This window comes from Enterobacteriaceae endosymbiont of Plateumaris consimilis (assembly GCF_012563145.1).
GTDB lineage: Bacteria > Pseudomonadota > Gammaproteobacteria > Enterobacterales > Enterobacteriaceae.
On sequence record NZ_CP046230.1, the window covers coordinates 70,261 to 87,191 of the forward strand.

14 protein-coding genes, 2 tRNA genes and 1 pseudogene are annotated in these 16,931 nt (G+C 19.7%); 11 read left to right on the top strand and 6 right to left on the bottom strand.

Annotated features, from left to right (window positions below; genetic code table 11):
- The first annotated feature begins 61 nt into the window (after nucleotides 1-61).
- Genes rpsT through gpmA form a run of 3 tightly spaced genes read left to right on the top strand, consistent with a single transcriptional unit; the run spans nucleotide 62 to nucleotide 1,440 of the window.
- Complete coding sequence (rpsT, locus tag GJT81_RS00340; protein WP_169785374.1) at nucleotides 62-322, top strand: 30S ribosomal protein S20; 261 nt, start codon at nucleotides 62-64, stop codon at nucleotides 320-322.
- 21 nt (nucleotides 323-343) lie between these two features.
- Nucleotides 344-691 (top strand): iron-sulfur cluster insertion protein ErpA, encoded by a 348-nt coding sequence (erpA, locus tag GJT81_RS00345; RefSeq protein ID WP_169785375.1) that lies wholly within the window; start codon nucleotides 344-346, stop codon nucleotides 689-691.
- Nucleotides 692-738: 47 nt separating this feature from the next.
- The gene (gpmA, locus tag GJT81_RS00350) at nucleotides 739-1,440 is read left to right on the top strand and encodes a 2,3-diphosphoglycerate-dependent phosphoglycerate mutase (protein WP_169785376.1); all 702 of its coding nucleotides are present in this window, start codon (nucleotides 739-741) and stop codon (nucleotides 1,438-1,440) included.
- Between the two features lie 7 nt (nucleotides 1,441-1,447).
- Here the strand turns inward: gpmA and pta are convergent, their stop codons facing one another.
- Together pta and GJT81_RS00360 are read right to left on the bottom strand one after the other, a co-directional pair.
- Nucleotides 1,448-3,577, bottom strand: coding sequence for a phosphate acetyltransferase (pta, locus tag GJT81_RS00355; RefSeq protein ID WP_169785377.1), 2,130 nt, complete (start codon nucleotides 3,575-3,577; stop codon nucleotides 1,448-1,450).
- Nucleotides 3,578-3,626: 49 nt separating this feature from the next.
- On the bottom strand, nucleotides 3,627-4,832 hold the full coding sequence (locus GJT81_RS00360; protein WP_169785378.1) for an acetate kinase: 1,206 nt from the start codon (nucleotides 4,830-4,832) through the stop codon (nucleotides 3,627-3,629).
- A 277-nt stretch (nucleotides 4,833-5,109) separates the two neighbouring features.
- Here GJT81_RS00360 and GJT81_RS00365 point away from each other — a divergent pair.
- Nucleotides 5,110-5,180, top strand: a tRNA-Cys gene (locus tag GJT81_RS00365).
- A gap of 18 nt (nucleotides 5,181-5,198) precedes the next feature.
- Nucleotides 5,199-5,288: transfer RNA gene (locus GJT81_RS00370), tRNA-Leu, on the top strand.
- Between the two features lie 54 nt (nucleotides 5,289-5,342).
- On the opposite strand, the gene GJT81_RS00375 is transcribed toward GJT81_RS00370, so the two are convergent.
- Both GJT81_RS00375 and truA read right to left on the bottom strand, forming a co-directional pair.
- Entirely contained in the window at nucleotides 5,343-5,798 is a 456-nt protein-coding gene (locus GJT81_RS00375; protein ID WP_169785379.1) for a CvpA family protein, read from the bottom strand.
- 199 nt (nucleotides 5,799-5,997) lie between these two features.
- Nucleotides 5,998-6,798 (bottom strand): tRNA pseudouridine(38-40) synthase TruA, encoded by an 801-nt coding sequence (gene truA / locus GJT81_RS00380; protein WP_169785380.1) that lies wholly within the window; start codon nucleotides 6,796-6,798, stop codon nucleotides 5,998-6,000.
- A 192-nt stretch (nucleotides 6,799-6,990) separates the two neighbouring features.
- Between truA and GJT81_RS00385 the strand changes: the two genes are divergently transcribed.
- The 3 genes from GJT81_RS00385 to lipA all read left to right on the top strand — a co-directional run bounded on the left by GJT81_RS00385 (nucleotide 6,991) and on the right by lipA (nucleotide 9,848).
- The gene (locus tag GJT81_RS00385) at nucleotides 6,991-8,211 is read left to right on the top strand and encodes a serine hydrolase (RefSeq protein ID WP_169785381.1); all 1,221 of its coding nucleotides are present in this window, start codon (nucleotides 6,991-6,993) and stop codon (nucleotides 8,209-8,211) included.
- Between the two features lie 54 nt (nucleotides 8,212-8,265).
- Nucleotides 8,266-8,910 carry a lipoyl(octanoyl) transferase LipB gene (gene lipB / locus GJT81_RS00390; RefSeq protein WP_169785382.1) on the top strand — a complete coding sequence of 215 codons (645 nt, stop codon included), beginning with the start codon at nucleotides 8,266-8,268 and terminating at the stop codon, nucleotides 8,908-8,910.
- A 68-nt stretch (nucleotides 8,911-8,978) separates the two neighbouring features.
- Entirely contained in the window at nucleotides 8,979-9,848 is an 870-nt protein-coding gene (lipA, locus tag GJT81_RS00395) for a lipoyl synthase (protein WP_169785383.1), read from the top strand.
- Between the two features lie 177 nt (nucleotides 9,849-10,025).
- On the opposite strand, the gene cspE is transcribed toward lipA, so the two are convergent.
- Complete coding sequence (gene cspE / locus GJT81_RS00400; RefSeq protein ID WP_168820002.1) at nucleotides 10,026-10,235, bottom strand: transcription antiterminator/RNA stability regulator CspE; 210 nt, start codon at nucleotides 10,233-10,235, stop codon at nucleotides 10,026-10,028.
- 198 nt (nucleotides 10,236-10,433) lie between these two features.
- Between cspE and GJT81_RS00405 the strand changes: the two genes are divergently transcribed.
- The 3 genes from GJT81_RS00405 (at nucleotide 10,434) to GJT81_RS00415 (ending at nucleotide 14,310) form a co-directional block, all read left to right on the top strand.
- On the top strand, nucleotides 10,434-11,213 hold the full coding sequence (locus tag GJT81_RS00405) for an enoyl-ACP reductase FabI (protein WP_169785384.1): 780 nt from the start codon (nucleotides 10,434-10,436) through the stop codon (nucleotides 11,211-11,213).
- A 147-nt stretch (nucleotides 11,214-11,360) separates the two neighbouring features.
- Entirely contained in the window at nucleotides 11,361-12,905 is a 1,545-nt protein-coding gene (locus tag GJT81_RS00410; protein ID WP_169785385.1) for a Re/Si-specific NAD(P)(+) transhydrogenase subunit alpha, read from the top strand.
- Nucleotides 12,906-12,918: 13 nt separating this feature from the next.
- Nucleotides 12,919-14,310 (top strand): NAD(P)(+) transhydrogenase (Re/Si-specific) subunit beta, encoded by a 1,392-nt coding sequence (locus tag GJT81_RS00415; protein ID WP_169785386.1) that lies wholly within the window; start codon nucleotides 12,919-12,921, stop codon nucleotides 14,308-14,310.
- A gap of 1,009 nt (nucleotides 14,311-15,319) precedes the next feature.
- Here the strand turns inward: GJT81_RS00415 and GJT81_RS00420 are convergent.
- Nucleotides 15,320-16,840 (bottom strand): annotated as a pseudogene (locus GJT81_RS00420) (Rne/Rng family ribonuclease); the annotation flags it as partial.
- Nucleotides 16,841-16,931 lie beyond the last annotated feature (91 nt).

Here is a 16,931-nt window from a genome sequence, read left to right on the forward strand (position 1 = left end):
TATAAAAATATATTAATTTTTAATATAAAAATTATATTAATAATATTTTAAGGAAATAAAAATGGCTAATATTAAATCTTCTAAAAAAAGAGCAAATAAATCTGAAAAACAAAGAAAAAATAATATGAGTTATCGTTCGATGTTACGTACTTTTATAAAAAAAGTAAATAATGCATTATTAACGAAAAATAAACAAATTATACAAATAGCATTTAAACAAATGCAATCTGTTATTGATAAACAAGTACGTCGTGGTTTAATACATAAAAATAAAGCTTCACGTCATAAATCAAGATTACATCATAAAATAAATAATATTTAAAATCTACTGATACAGAGTATAATGAGAAATAATTTAATAAATACATCAATAAAGATTACAAAAAAAGCTATTAAGAAAATTAAATATTTTATTTCAAAAAAAAAAAATAAAAAAATGAAATTTAGAATATTTATAATTGGTGGTGGATGTAATGGATTTAAATATGAATTTATCTTGGATGAAAAAATTAGTAAAAAAGATATAATAATAAAATTATTAGAATTTTCAATTATAATTGATTCGATTAGCATGCAATATTTGTTTGGTATTACAATTGATTATATTGAAAATATTGAAGGATCAAAATTTATTATTCGTAATCCACAAGCTAAAACTACTTGTAATTGTGGTTTTTCTTTTGATATTTAATCATTATTAAATTTACATATTTACATGTTTTTATATAAAGGTAATTTATGTCAACTATAAAATTAGTATTACTTCGCCATGGTCAAAGTAAATGGAATAAAGAAAATCTTTTTACTGGATGGTATGATATTGGATTATCTGAAGAAGGAATAATTGAAGCAGAACAAGCAGGAAAAATATTAAAAAATTATAATTTTAAATTTGATTATGCTTATACTTCTGTTTTAAAAAGATCTATACATACTTTATGGTTAATTTTAACTGAACTAGATCAAATGTGGATACCAGTTAAAAAAACATGGAAATTAAATGAAAGACATTATGGAGCATTACAAGGAATGAATAAAGATCAAATAACTGAAAAGTATGGAAAAAAACAAGTACATAAATGGAGACGTAGTTTTGATATTAATCCTCCGTCTTTGACTATGGAAGATCATCGATGTCCAAGATATGATTCTAAATATTCTAAATTAGAAGATTATGAATTACCATTAACAGAAAGTTTATCAATTACTTTAAAAAGAGTAATAGATATATGGATAAATGATATTTTATATAAAATAAAAAATGGAGAACGTATTATTATCGTAGCACATGGTAATTCTTTACGTGCATTAATCAAATATATAGAAAATATTAACAATGATGATATAGTTAATTTAAATATACCTACTGGAATACCAATAATTTATGAATTTAATGAAAATATAAAATTTCAAAAAAGATTTTTTTTAAAAAGTATATAATATTATTTTATAATTTTTTTATTGATTGAATAGATGTTATAACTATAGTATAAATAATATCTTCAGTAGTAGCGCCTCTTGAAAGATCATTTACTGGTTTATTTATACCTTGTAATATTGGTCCAATTGATATTGTTTCAGATGATCTTTGTACTGCTTTATATGTAATATTTCCTGTATTAAGATCTGGAAAAATAATAATATTTGCTTTACCAGCAACTAAAGAATGTGGTGATTTATATTTAGCAACATTTTTTATTATTGCTGCATCATATTGTAATGGTCCATCGACAACTAAATTAGGATATTTATTTTGAATAATTTTAGTTGCTTTAAATACAAGATCAACATCTTGTCCAGTAGAAGAATTTCCTGTAGAATATGAAACCATTGCAATTTTAGGTTTAATATTAAATAATTTAGCAGATTCAGCAGATTGAATTGCAATTTCAGCTAATTGTTTAGCATTAGGATTTGGATTGATAGCACAATCACCATAAATTAATACTCCTTGATTTAGTAACATAAGAAATATAGATGATATTAAAGAATATTGAGGTAGAGTTTTAATTATTTGCAATGCAGGTCTAATTGTATTAGCAGTTGTATGTCTTGCACCAGATACTATGCCATCTACCTCACCTAGTTTTAACATTATAGTAGCTAAAAACATATCATTTTTTAACAAATTTTCTGCTGTTGATTCATCAATACCTTTATGTTTTCTTATTTTGATAACAGATTGAATATAATTTTTTCTGATATGGTTAGGATCAATAATATTAATTTTTTTATTTAAAATAATATTGTGTAACTTTGCTATACTTTCTATTTCCTTAATATTACCTAATAATATGCAGTTAGCAATTTTTTGATTTACACATATAGATGCTGCTTGTATAATACGTAATTCATTACCTTCTGGTAATAAAATAGATTTATTTATCTCTTGTGCTTGTTTTATTATGTTATATTTAAAAATATATGGTGAAATATAATCATTATTTGTATAATTTTTAATATTTTTATATAAAATAATTTTATTTATATATTTTGATGTATAATTTTTAATTTTATTAATTAATAATTTATCTTTTATTGGAAAATAATTTTTATTAAAATTTTGTAATTGAGAATATATTTCCCAAATATTTAAATTTATATTTAACAATGTTATTTTATTTTTTATACTTAAATTAATAAAATCATTAATAATATTATATTTAATAATATTTACTATTTCATAGTCAGTAAATAAAATTGCTGTAATAATACTTCCATTAATAATTTTTTTATATAATTTTTTTAATAAATTTATATTTTTAATAGAAAGAATAATTAAAGTTTCGAAAAAATATTGTTTATATATAAAATCATTATTAATAAAAATAGTAGATTTAATTTCACAATTATTAACAATATTAATTATATTACAATTTAAATATTGACATATTTCAATTATATTTATTTTAAATATATTAGATATATTTCCCCATGGAATATATATAAAAGATGTATTTAATTTTAGTATATTAGATATATTATTAGTAATTAATTTTTCTGTATTATTATTTTGTAATAAATTATAACAATAAAAAAAAGGATTATAATTTTTTTTAAAAGATTTACGTATAATATAATGTGCATTATATAATTGTTTATTATTTACAAAATTTTTAAAATAAAAATTAATTTTTGATTTTATTTGTTCAAAATTATTTGTTTTCAACATTGATGTAATAAAAATTATATCTGCATTAAAAATTTTTGCTATTTCACAATTTAAACTAAATAACAATTTTTGTTCTGTATATATAGGTATTAATCCTTCTATTAAAATGATATCAGTTTTTATTGTATTCAAATAATAATTTTTAATAATGTTATCTAAAATATTGTTATATTTTATATTTTTATTTAATATTTTAATATTTAATGATTTTATACATTCTATATTAGAATATTTCATTAAAATTTTTTTTGTATAATCAAAAACATTGTTTTCTATATGAGAAATAGGTTTAAAAAATTTACATGTTAAATGTTGCATTTGTAAATTATGAATTAATCCTAAATTAACACTTGTAAAAAAATTAACATCAATATTTACAGGTATAGACATGATAATTTTTGACATAATTATGTACTCCTTTTTTTAAAAATTTATTAAAATTATATAAAAAATTTTAATTATGAATAGTAATAAATGTATCTTGTGCAATGAGTAATTCTTCATTTGTTGGTATTACTAAAATTGGAATACTATTACTATTATTAATTAATCCTGACTTACCATGTTTCATATCTATATTTAGTTTTTTATTAATATTCATACCTAATATTTTTAATTTTTTTATTGTTAATTCTCTAATTAAAATACTATTTTCTCCTATACCACCTGTAAAAATAACAGCATCTAATTTATTATTCATTAATACAGTATAAGAAGCTATATATTTTGACAAACGATGAACAAATACTTTTACTGCAATTTGAATTTTTTTATTTTTTATATAATTATTTTCAATATATCTAAAATCACTAGTTATATCTGTTAATCCTAACATACCTGATTTATTAATTAAAATATTTTCAATTAAATTAATATCCATTTTTAATTTTTTATTCATATAAAAAATTATAGCTGGATCAATATCACCACATCTAGTTCCCATAATTAATCCTTCTAATGGAGTTAATCCCATTGAAGTATCTACACTTTTACCATTACAAATTGCTGTTACTGATGATCCATTACCTAAATGACAAGTAATACAATTAAAATTGTGAATTGGTTTATTTAAGATTCTAGAACCTTGTTCAGAAACATATCTGTGACTTGTTCCATGAGCACCATAACGACGAATTTTATGTTTTTCATAAAAAGATAATGGTAATCCATACAAATATGATTCTTTAGGTATAGTTTGATGAAAAGAAGTATCAAAAACTGCAATTTGTTTTTTTTTTAAATGTGGAAAAGATTTTAATGTTTCTTGTATTCCGATTAACTGGATAGGATTATGTAATGGAGCAAATATAGATGCTTTTTTTATTTCTTTTATAACTTCATCATTAATAATTACAGATTGTATAAATTTTTCTCCTCCATGAACAATACGATGTCCAATAGCAATAATATTATTAAATAGTACTGGATACTTTATTAAAATTTTTTTTGCTAAAAAATTTAATGCTATTCCATGAGAGCTGTTTTTTGTTAAAAAATATTTTTTTTCAGCATTATTTATTTTCCATTTAATATAAGCTTTAATATTATTAAAATATTCTGCAATACCAGATAAAACAGTTTTTTTATTAATTGGATCAATTATAGCAAATTTTAAAGAAGAACTACCACAATTAATAACAAGTACTAATTTAAATATCATAAAATTGATATCCTCATAAATATTTGTAAAAAAGTAAAATACTTTTTTATAAAAAATTTAAATATAAAAATAATAAATTATTTATTTATAATAAATAAATAATTTTAATTATAATTTTATTATTTAAATATAATATAAAAATTTTAATTATATTTTATATATAAAACTTATATTTTAATATAAATTAAAATAATAATTTATTGCAATTTTTATAAATATTGTTTTATAATCTCTATAAGTTATTAAAAAAAATTTTTATTTATAGAAATAAATATATGGCGCATTGGCAGAATGGTTATGTAGAGGACTGCAAATCCTTTTATTTCGGTTCAATTCCGGAATGCGCCTTTTATTTTTGAAATACAGGCCCAGATGGTGGAATCGGTAGACACAAGGGACTTAAAATCCCTCGACATATATATTGTTGTGCGGGTTCAATTCCCGCTCTGGGTACCAGAATATTTTATAAAAAATATTTTTTTATATATATTTAAAAAAATATAGTAATATTTATTTCATATAATTTTTAATAAAATAGTGAAAATAACAAAATAATTGTGGTTTATCTTTTAAAAAATCTTCATATAATTCATTACTACAATAATTTAATGTATATAAAAATATTAAAATTATTACGACTCCTTTAAACATTCCAAAAAATAAACCAAAAATTTTATTTATTTTATTTAAAAAAGATTTTTGAATATGTTTATTTAAATAATAATTAAATGTATAACCAATTATTAATATGATTATAAATAAAGTAAACATAGCAATACTATTTTTCAATAATAGACTATCAATACTATATATGTATTTAGCTAAATAATGATAATATTTTTTAGAAAAATAGTATGCAAAAAACCAAGTAAATAATGATAATATTTCTTGTAAAAAACCTCTACACCAACTTATTAAAGATGAAATAATAATTATTATTATTAAAAAATAATCAATTAAATACATATTATTTTTTTATATCAAACCTCAATTTTAAGTTACAAATTTTTATTTTTTTATTTATTATATATTTTAGAATATCATATATAAAGTTAAATATTTTAATTATGTTTTTATTGAATAAATTTTAATAAAATTATTATTTAATAAAAATTATTAATTAAATTAATTTATAATAACTGATATTTTTATTATCAATACTTTTTTATAAATTAAATAAAAAATTTAAATTATTAAAATATGGTATATTAAACTTTTTTGGATATTCAATTTCTACTAAAAATAATCCATTTGGTTTTACTGTTATTGCTGCTTTAGTTCTGTCTTTTTTTTTCAATAACTCTAATAACCAAATCTCTTTTTTATAATTTGATCCTATTTCTAATAAACAACCTACTATATTACGAACCATGTGATACACAAAAGAATTAGCTTTTATATCAATTATTATATAATTATTATATCTTTTTATATTTAAATGCATTATTCTTCTATAAGAACTATTAGATTGACATTTTACTGATCTAAAAGAAGTTAAATCATTTTCTCCTATTAAATATTTCGCTGCTTTATTCATTTTTTTGATATCTAAATTATATTTATATTGAGTAACTAATTGGTTTAAAATTCCAGTACGATATTGACTATTATATAATATATAGTAATATTTACGAGATATAGCACTAAATCTTGCATGAAATTCTTTTATTACTGGAATAATCCAAGTAATTACTATATCTTTAGGTAACAAACTATTTATACCTAATATCCAAGATCTAATCTTACGTGTAGCAATAGTTTCAAAATGAATAACTTGACCTATACTATGAACACCTATATCGGTTCTACCGGCACAAAAAATTTCTATATTATGATTTGCAATCATAGATATTGCATTTTCTACATGTTGCTGTATAGTATTTGGAAATTGTTTTTGTTTTTGCCATCCATGGTAATTACTACCATTATATTCTATTCCTAAAGCAAATTTAAATATTTTTTTCATTTTATTTTAATAAATACTTGTACATAAGTTTTTAAAATTTTTTATTTATTATATTAAACAAATCTATTAATATTTTATTTCTATTTTAAAGAAAATTATATAAAATATATATTTTAAGAAAACACTTAAATAATAAAAATTATATTCATTTGAAATTTAAAATATTATTCTAAATATAGAGTTTAACATATAATGAAATTAATAAATAATTGTATTACATATACTTATAAGATATTAATTAACTTAATATTAATGATTGTATGTATGATGTATTCTTATATATCTTATAGTAATGAAAATTTTTTTGAAATTGTATCTAAACCTATTTTAAATGCTAAATCATACATTTTAATAGATTACCATTCAGGTTTAGTATTAGCAGAAAAAAATGCTGATATACATTATAATCCTGCAAGTTTAGCAAAAGTAATGACTAGTTATGTAATAGAAAAAGCTATTGAATTGGGTAAAATTGATCGCAATGATATAGTAACTATAGGTAAAAATGCTCATTATTCAGGTAATATATTATTTAATGGATCATCTTTAATGTTTTTAAAATATGGTGAACATGTTTCTGTGAAAGATTTAATAAAAGGTATTATATTACAATCAGGTAATGATGCTTGTGTTGCAATTGCTGAATATATATCTGGGAATCAAAATAATTTTGTTAATTTAATGAATTTTTATTCAAAAAAAATAGGATTAAAAAATACAATTTTTAAAAATGTACATGGATTAGATGAATTAAAACAATATACTTCTGCTAGAGATATGGCTATTTTGGGTATGGTCTTAATAAGAGATTTTCCTAATGAATATTATTTATATAAAGAAAAAGAATTTACTTTTAATAAAATTCGTCAAATGAATCGTAATTCATTATTATGGGATAATTTACTAAATGTTGATGGTATTAAAACTGGACATACTAAAATTGCTGGTTATAATTTATTAGTTTCTGCTAAAAAATATAATATGAGACTTTTAGCTGTTATTTTAGGAGAAACATCTGAAAAAAATCGTACATTAGATAGTAAAATTTTACTAAATTGGGGTTTTAAAAATTTTAAAACAATAAATCCATTAATGAAATATCAAAAATTTACTACTCTTCCAGTTTTTTTTGGTAAATATCACTTTTTACCTATAGGAGTTAATAAAAATGTATATTTAACTATAATAAAAAGTCAAGAAAAAAAATTACAAATAATATATTTTGTTAATTGTAATAAAATAGTAGCACCTATACATAAATATCAAATATTAGGAAGTGTTAATTTTGTTATAAATAATCATATATTAAAAAGTTATCCATTAATATCTTTGCAAGAAATACCTAGAGGAAATATTTTTATTTGTATTTTTGATTATATTAGATTACTATTAAGTAATTGGTTAAATCAATAATATTTTAACAAATATGTTTTATTAAAATTAATAATAATATTAATTATTATAATTATGTATAATTATGAAAATAATTTATTTATACGTCATTTAGGTATAGAACCGTGGATTTTAACGTATGAAAAAATGAATAATTTTACTGATCAACGTAATATATCTACGTTAGATGAAATTTGGATGGTAGAACATACACCAGTTTTTACACAAGGTAGAACATCTGAAAAAAAAGATATTCTATATATTAATAATAAAATTCCTTTATTTAATAGTAATAGAGGTGGAAAAATTACATATCATGCTCCAGGACAACAATTAATGTATGTATTAATTAATTTAAAAAAACGTAATATTAGTATACGAATTTTAGTATCAATATTAGAGCAAACTGTAATAAATGTTTTATTTTATATAGGTATAAAAGCAAATAGATTATTATCTAATTACAATCCTGGTGTATATATTAATAATAAAAAAATTGCATCAATAGGTTTAAAAATATCTAAAGGATGTTCATTACATGGTATTGCTATAAACGTTGATATGGATTTATTACCTTTTTCTTATATTAATCCATGTGGTTTACATCAATTAAAAATGACTCAAATAAGAGATTTAGTCCCTAATATTAAAATTTCTATAGTAAAAAATTTAATAATTAATGAATTTATAAAATTATTAAATAAATATAGTAAAATATGAATTAATGTCATATTTTAAAATTTAAATACCTTATTTATATTTATAAAAAATTAATAAATTTAAACAATATGAAACCATTTTTTTTAAAAAAACCTGATTGGATTAAAATTAAAGTTTCTGAAAAAAACATTCATGAAGTGAAAAAAATTAAATCTATTATAAAAAAAAATAAATTATATTCTGTTTGTGAAGAAGCTTCTTGTCCAAATATTATAGAATGTTTTAGCAAAAAACAAGTAACCTTTATGATTTTAGGTAATATATGTACTAGAAATTGCTTATATTGTAATGTTATTAATGGTAGACCATTAAAAATTGATAATAATGAAGCATTAAATTTAGCTAATACTATTTATAAAATGAAATTAAAATACGTAGTAATTACTTCTGTCAATAGAGATGATTTATATGATGGTGGAGCTAAACAATTTTCTACATGTATAAAATTAATACGCAAAAAAAATCCTAATACTAAAATAGAAATTTTAGTTCCTGATTTTAAAAATTGTATTAATGAAGCTTTAAAAATTATGGAAAATACATTACCTGATGTTTTTAATCATAATATAGAAACAGTAGAACGTTTATTTAAAACTATAAGACCTTCTGGAAATTATAAAAAATCATTAATGTTATTAAATCAGTTTAAAAAAAAATTTCCTAAAATCACAACAAAATCAGGATTAATGTTAGGTTTTGGAGAAACTAATGAAGAACTATATAATACTTTATATGATTTAAAATGGAATGGAGTTGATATTATCACTATAGGGCAATATTTACAACCAACTAAAAAACATATTACTGTTAAAAAATATGTTAATATTTTAGAATTTAATCAAATAAGAAAAAAAGCTATTAATATAGGTTTTAAAAAAGTAGTATGTGGACCTTTTATACGTTCTTCTTATAATGCACAAAAATATTACATTAAATAAATACTTCTATGCCTCTGAATAGTTTAAGATCTTTTTATAACATTTGTTTAAAACAAATTTCTCATTATTTAAAAATATTCTGATATATTTTGTTTTATTAATAAACATTAAAAATTAAACATTTAAACTCTCAGAGGCAACAGAATTCGATCTTTTAATTAAATACTAATAATAATTTTAAATAGCAATTACATTAGCAGCAGAAGGACCTTTAGCACCATTGGTAATTTCGAATTCTACTTTTTGGCCTTCAGTTAATGTTTTGAATCCATTGCTTTGAATTGCAGAAAAATGTACAAAAACATCTTTACTGCCATCTTCAGGAGTAATGAAACCAAAGCCTTTAGATTCATTAAACCACTTAACATTACCTTTAATCTTGGACATCAATTGTTACCTTTACATAAAAATAGACACTGAAGTGTGTCAATCAAAGTACATCAATTAATAATTCATTTGTCTAGTGAAACAAATCAAAAAAGTGAGAAATGTCGAATTTTTTAAAGTATTATTTAAAATAATTTTTTTTTATATTTATTTTTATATATAAAAATATTATTAATTTTTAAAAGGTATAATTTTTTTATGCAATTATTGTTAGGAAAAAAAATATTAATTACAGGAATAATAAGTAAACTATCTATTGCATATGGAATAGCTAAAGCTATGTATAATAATAAAGCAGAATTAATTTTTACATATCAAAAAAAAAAAAATAAAAAAAGAGTAGAAAAATTAGTAAAAAATATGACAAAGTATCCAATAATAAAGTGTGATGTATCTAAAGATCATAATATAAAATTTTTATTTGTTCAAATATCTAAGTTTTGGAATAAATTCCATGGTTTTGTACATTCTATTGCTTTTGTTCCTAAAAATCAGTTAAAAGGAAGTTTTATTGAAAATACATCAAGAAAAGGATTTCAAATAGCTCATGATATTAGTTCTTATAGTTTAACAGCTATGGTTAAAGAATGCAGATTTATGTTATATCCTAAATCTTCAATAGTTTCTTTATCATATTTAGGATCTAATAGAGTAATACCTAATTATAACGTTATGGGATTAGCAAAAGCATCATTAGAAGCTAATATTCGTTATATTGCGTATGATATTGGTAAACAAAATATTAGAATTAATGGAATATCTTCTTCACCTATAAAAACTTTAGCTTCATCAGGTATTAATAATTTTGATTATATATTAAAATTTTATAAAAAAATAACACCATTATCATATCAAATTACAATAAATGATATTGGTAATGTTGCTGTATTTTTATGTTCTGATTTATCATGTGGAATTACTGGAGAAATAATTCATGTTGATGGAGGATTTAATCTTATTGGCATTAATAAAAAATAAAAATTTTTATTAAATTATTTTATTTAAATATAAATTTGATAATATATTTAATAAATGATAATTTTTATATTTAAAAACATTTACATATATAAAAATATAAATTTTGATAAAATATCAATTAAATTTTATATAAAAAAGAGGTTAATAATGATAATTGGTATACCAAAAGAAAAATTATCTAAAGAAACAAGAATAGCTATTACTCCTATATCAGCAAAAAAATTGATAAACTTAGGATTTACAATATTTGTTGAAAAAAATGCAGGTAAAGATGCTTTTTTTAAAGATCAAGATTTTATTGACATTGGTGCACAAATTGTTAATGATAATAAAATTTGGAATTCTAATATAATAATTAAAATTAATCCTCCTACTATAGAAGAGATAAAATTAATAAAAAATAATAGTGTATTAATTAGTTTCATTTGGCCTTCGAAAAATCCTTTTTTATTAAAGGAATTAGCAATTAAAAATATTACAGCAATATCTATGGATTCAGTTCCAAGAATTTCTAGAGCACAATCTATAGATGCTTTAAGTTCTATGAGTAATTTAACTGGATATAGAAGTATTATAGAATCGGCTTATTTATTTGGTAGGTCACTTAATGGACAAATTACAGCTGCTGGTAAAACTTCATCAGCAAAAATAATAGTAATAGGAGCAGGGGTTGCAGGATTATCTGCTATTGCAACTGCACGAAGTTTAGGAGCAATAGTTAAAGCATTTGATACTCGAAAAGAAGTTAAAGAACAAATTAATAGTATGGGTGCTATGTTTCTTCAATTCAAACAAAAATATAATGATGTAAATAATAATAAAACTTTTGATTCAAATAAAATAAATTCAGAAATTAAACTTTTATCTACGTATATTAAAGAAACAGATATTATTATATCTACAGCATTAATACCTGGTAAAAAAGCTCCTATTTTAATTAATAATGAAATGATTAAAAATATGAAACCAGGAAGTATTATTTTTGATTTAGCTGCTGAAAATGGTGGTAATTGTATATTAACTCAAAAAAATAAAATTGTTACAACCGAAAATAATGTAAAAATAATAGGCTTTATTAATCTTCCTAGCAAAATGCCAATACAAGCTTCACAATTATATAGTAATAATGTTATTAATTTAATTAAATTATTATTATCTAAAGATAATAAAAAATTAAATATTGATTTTAAAGATGAAATTATACGTAATATGATTGTTACTTATGATAAAAAAATTATTTGGCCAGCACCATTAATTGAAGAAAAAAAATTTGAACAAACTTTAGAAAATTCACAAAAATTAAAAATTATAAAGAAAAATATACAAAATAAAAAAGAAAAATTTTTTCTAAAATATATAAAGCAATATTGTTTTATGATTACAAGTTTATTTTTTATGTATATTATAAGATTTATTCCTAAAGAAACCATACCTCATTTTATAATATTTTTATTATCTTGTATAGTAGGTTACTATGTTGTATGGAATGTTAGTCATAAATTACATACTCCTTTAATGTCAGTAACTAATGCAATTTCTGGTATTATTATTATAGGAGCTATATTTCAAATTAATAATAATAACATCATAATAATGATATTATCATTTTTAGGGATATTAGTATCTAGCATAAATATTTTTGGTGGATTAACTATAACTCAACGTATGTTAAAAATGTTTCATAAAAATTAAGAGGTATTAATAGATGTTTGATGGACTAGCAATAGTTACATATACTATATCTTCAATATTATTTATATTTAGTCTTGCAAGTCTTTCTCAAAAAGAAACTTCTCAAAAAGGTATTTTTTTTGCTATAGGTGGTATGATAATTGCAGTAATAATTACTATATTACAATCTCAATTTAATAATGTGGGTTATATATTAATAGCTATTATCTTAGGAGGTATTATTGGTATAAATATATCTAAAAAAATAGATATGACTAAAATGCCACAATTAATTGCTATATTACATAGTTTTGTAGGATTAACTGCAATTATTGTAGGATTAAATAGTTATTTGACAATATATTATAATATAAATAAAATACATGATATTATAAAATTAATAGAAATATTCATTAGTATTTTTATAGGATCGATTACTTTTATAGGATCTATTATTGCATTTAGTAAATTATCAGGAATTATTACATCAAAAGCTTATAATTTTAAATTTAAAAAATCAATTAATTTTATTACATTAATTATTTCCATTATATTAATGTTAATATTTGTACATACACAATATATTATTGTACAAATTTTATCATTAATATTTATGATACATATTTCATTAATTTTTGGTTTATATTTAATAATTAGTATAGGTGGTGCAGATATGCCTGTAGTAATCTCAATGTTGAATTCATATTCAGGTTGGGCGGCTGCAGCTTCTGGATTTATGCTAAATAATGATTTATTAATTATTACAGGAGCATTAGTTGGTTCTTCTGGAGCAATATTATCATATTTAATGTGTAAAAGTATGAATAGATCATTTATAAATGTAATATTTGGAGGATTACAAAATAAAAAAAGTAATAATATTATTGAAAATGATATTGAACAACAATATAAAGAAATTTCTATAACTGAAACAGTAGAAATTTTAAAAGAATCTAATAATATTATTATAATACCTGGATATGGTATGGCAGTAGCACAAGCTCAACATTCTATTTCGGAAGTGGTAAAAAAATTAAATTTTTATAATATTAAAGTAAGATTCGCTATTCATCCAGTAGCAGGAAGATTACCAGGACATATGAATGTTTTATTAGCAGAAGCAAATATACCTTATAAAATAATATTAGAAATGGATGAAATTAATAAAGATTTTCCTATTACTGATACTGTTTTAATTGTAGGAGCTAATGATACTGTTAATCCTTCTGCCCAAGAAGATAAAAATAGTCCAATTTCAGGTATGCCTATACTAGAAGCTTGGAAAGCAAAAAATATTATTATTTTTAAAAGAAGTATGAATTATGGATATTCTGGAATTACAAATCCTTTATTTTATAAAGATAACAGTTATATGTTATTTGGTGATGCAAAAGAAACTATTAATGAAATTTTAAAAACACTTTAATAAAAATTTTATAGTTGATTCTAGATCATAATAAAATAAATTACTAGAATCAACTTATTAAGTTAATAAATTTAAATTTTATATATAAATAAATTAATAATAATTATTTTTTAAATAAATTTTACATTTTTTAATTAAATTATAAATAGTTTTTAATTTATCATAGTTTTTGTGTAGGAGCAGTAGCATAACTATTAACTGCATATCCATCTGCTCCTTTACTTCTAATATCTGTACTAAATAATAAATATATTAATTTATAATTTTTATTGTAATTTATTAATATATATTGATCTATTTTATTTAATTGATTTTTTTAAATATTTCTTTAGTTAAAATATAATTTTTTCTATAAAATTATTATTTAATATTTTATAAATCAAATAATTTATGTTCAAATTTTTTTGATTATATTTTCTCATTTTATTTTTAATAAAAGTATTAAAATGATTAAATATAATTTTTTTATAGTAGATATTATTTAAATTAATTTTATTATATTTTTTATATATAAAATATCTTTTATCAATTTTTTTAAAAAAATTTGATAATTTACTTAATTTAAATTTTTGAAATTTATTATTTTTATTTTCTAAAGAACTATTAGTTTTTAATATTATTTTTGATGATTCTTTTTTAACAAATAAAAAAAATCTTTTGATTTATTTTTTATTTGAAAATTATCAATTTGATTAGATTTATAATTTAAATCAATATTATTTATAAAATATAAAAAATTATAAAAATACTTAAAAAATTTGTTTATATAAAAATAAATAATTTTTTGATTAAAATTTAATTTTACATTATTAAATAAATAATTAAAAAATTTTTTTATAAAACTATTATTTATAATATTATTAATTTTCAAAAAAAAATTAAATATTTGATTTTTTTTAAATATTTTATTTTGATTACTAATTAATAATTTTTTTTTAATTATTTTTTTTTTTAAAAACAAGTATATATAATTATAATATTTATTAATATAAAATTTATAATTTAAATTATAAATTTTTGTTACAGAACTATTAATAATTTTTTTATCTTTTTCATGACAAATACGTAAAATAGAGTAATTGGGAATATTTATTTGATCATTTGGAATAATAAAAATTTGTACTTTATTTTTTTTGTTTTCAATAATATTAACAAATTGTATTTTTTTATTTAATAAATAACATGCTATTTTTAAAGGTACTATTGCATAAACTTCTTTAGTATTTTCTTTAAAAGATTCTTCTTCAATTAATCGTAAAATTGATAATGATAATGATTTATTATTTCTTATAGTGCCATTTCCTATACATTTAGGACATACAAAATGATTATTTTCTCTTAAAGATGATTTAATTCTTTGACGAGACATTTCTAATAATCCAAATTTTGATATATGATTCATTTGTATTTTAGCTTTATCTTGAATTAATTTATCTCTTAAACGTTGTTCTACTGCTCTCTGATGTATTAAAGAAGACATATCGATAAAATCAATAACAATTAAACCACCTATGTCACGTAATCTTAACTGTTTTGCAATTTCATCAGTTGCTTCTAAATTAATATTAAAAGCTGTTTCTTCTATATTTATTCCTTTAGTTGCTTTAGCTGAATTTACATCAACTGATGTAAGAGCTTCGGTTGTATCAATAATTATTGATCCACCAGATAGTAAATTTACTTTTCTTTGAAATGTAGTTTCTATTTGTGATTCTATCTGATAATGACTAAATAATGGGATTTTACTAGAATATAATTTAATTTTATGATTAAAATCAGATCTTCCTAATAAATTAATATATTTTTTTGCTAATTTTAATATTTCTGGATTATCAATAAGAATTTCATTAATTTCTTTACAAAGATAATCTCTAAATGATCTCATCAGTATATTACTTTCTTGATGTATTAGAAAAGGTGCTGATTTACTATTAGCTATTTTATTAATTAGTTTCCAATGTTTTATTCTTAATTGTAAATCATATTCTAATTCTTGGTTATTTTTACCTAATCCAGCAGTACGTATTATTAAACCCATATCTTTTGGTAACTTTAATGATAATAAAATTTTTTTTAATTCGTCTCGTTGTTTGCCTTTAATCCTTTTTGAAATTCCTCCAACTTTAGGAGTATTAGGCATTAAAACTAAATATGTACCTGCTAAACTTATAAACGTAGTTAATGAAGCACCTTTATTTCCTCTTTCTTCTTTATTTATTTGTACAATTAATTCTTTTCCTTCATATAAATATTCTTTAATATTTTTTTTAAAAATAATATGATTTAAATTATTAGTAATATATTTGTTAGTAATTGCTTTAAAAGGTAAAAATCCATGTTTTTCAGCACCATAATCTACAAAAACAGCTTCTAAACTTGGTTCTATATGAATAATTTTACCTTTATATATATTAGATTTTTTTTGTTTATAATTATTATTAGCTATATCTAAATTATATAATTTTTGTCCATCAACTATAGCTACACGTAATTCCTCATGTTGAGTAGCATTTATTAACATTCTTTTCATTATAACTTACTCATTACTTTTATATCAAATTTATCATTTTATTAAAAAAATTTGATTTGTAAAAATATAATATAGTTTTTTTTAGAAAAAT

Bases quoted from the DNA above. Each gene is read 5' to 3' on its own strand.
- GJT81_RS00375 (WP_169785379.1), bottom strand. From the start codon at position 5,798: ATGTATTTAATTGATTATTTTTTAATAATAATAATTATTATTTCATCT.
- rpsT (WP_169785374.1), top strand. From the start codon at position 62: ATGGCTAATATTAAATCTTCTAAAAAAAGAGCAAATAAATCTGAAAAA.
- lipB (WP_169785382.1), top strand. From the start codon at position 8,266: ATGTATAATTATGAAAATAATTTATTTATACGTCATTTAGGTATAGAA.
- cspE (WP_168820002.1), bottom strand. From the start codon at position 10,235: ATGTCCAAGATTAAAGGTAATGTTAAGTGGTTTAATGAATCTAAAGGC.
- lipA (WP_169785383.1), top strand. From the start codon at position 8,979: ATGAAACCATTTTTTTTAAAAAAACCTGATTGGATTAAAATTAAAGTT.
- GJT81_RS00405 (WP_169785384.1), top strand. From the start codon at position 10,434: ATGCAATTATTGTTAGGAAAAAAAATATTAATTACAGGAATAATAAGT.
- GJT81_RS00385 (WP_169785381.1), top strand. From the start codon at position 6,991: ATGAAATTAATAAATAATTGTATTACATATACTTATAAGATATTAATT.
- erpA (WP_169785375.1), top strand. From the start codon at position 344: ATGAGAAATAATTTAATAAATACATCAATAAAGATTACAAAAAAAGCT.
- GJT81_RS00360 (WP_169785378.1), bottom strand. From the start codon at position 4,832: ATGATATTTAAATTAGTACTTGTTATTAATTGTGGTAGTTCTTCTTTA.
- pta (WP_169785377.1), bottom strand. From the start codon at position 3,577: ATGTCAAAAATTATCATGTCTATACCTGTAAATATTGATGTTAATTTT.
- truA (WP_169785380.1), bottom strand. From the start codon at position 6,798: ATGAAAAAAATATTTAAATTTGCTTTAGGAATAGAATATAATGGTAGT.
- GJT81_RS00410 (WP_169785385.1), top strand. From the start codon at position 11,361: ATGATAATTGGTATACCAAAAGAAAAATTATCTAAAGAAACAAGAATA.
- GJT81_RS00415 (WP_169785386.1), top strand. From the start codon at position 12,919: ATGTTTGATGGACTAGCAATAGTTACATATACTATATCTTCAATATTA.
- gpmA (WP_169785376.1), top strand. From the start codon at position 739: ATGTCAACTATAAAATTAGTATTACTTCGCCATGGTCAAAGTAAATGG.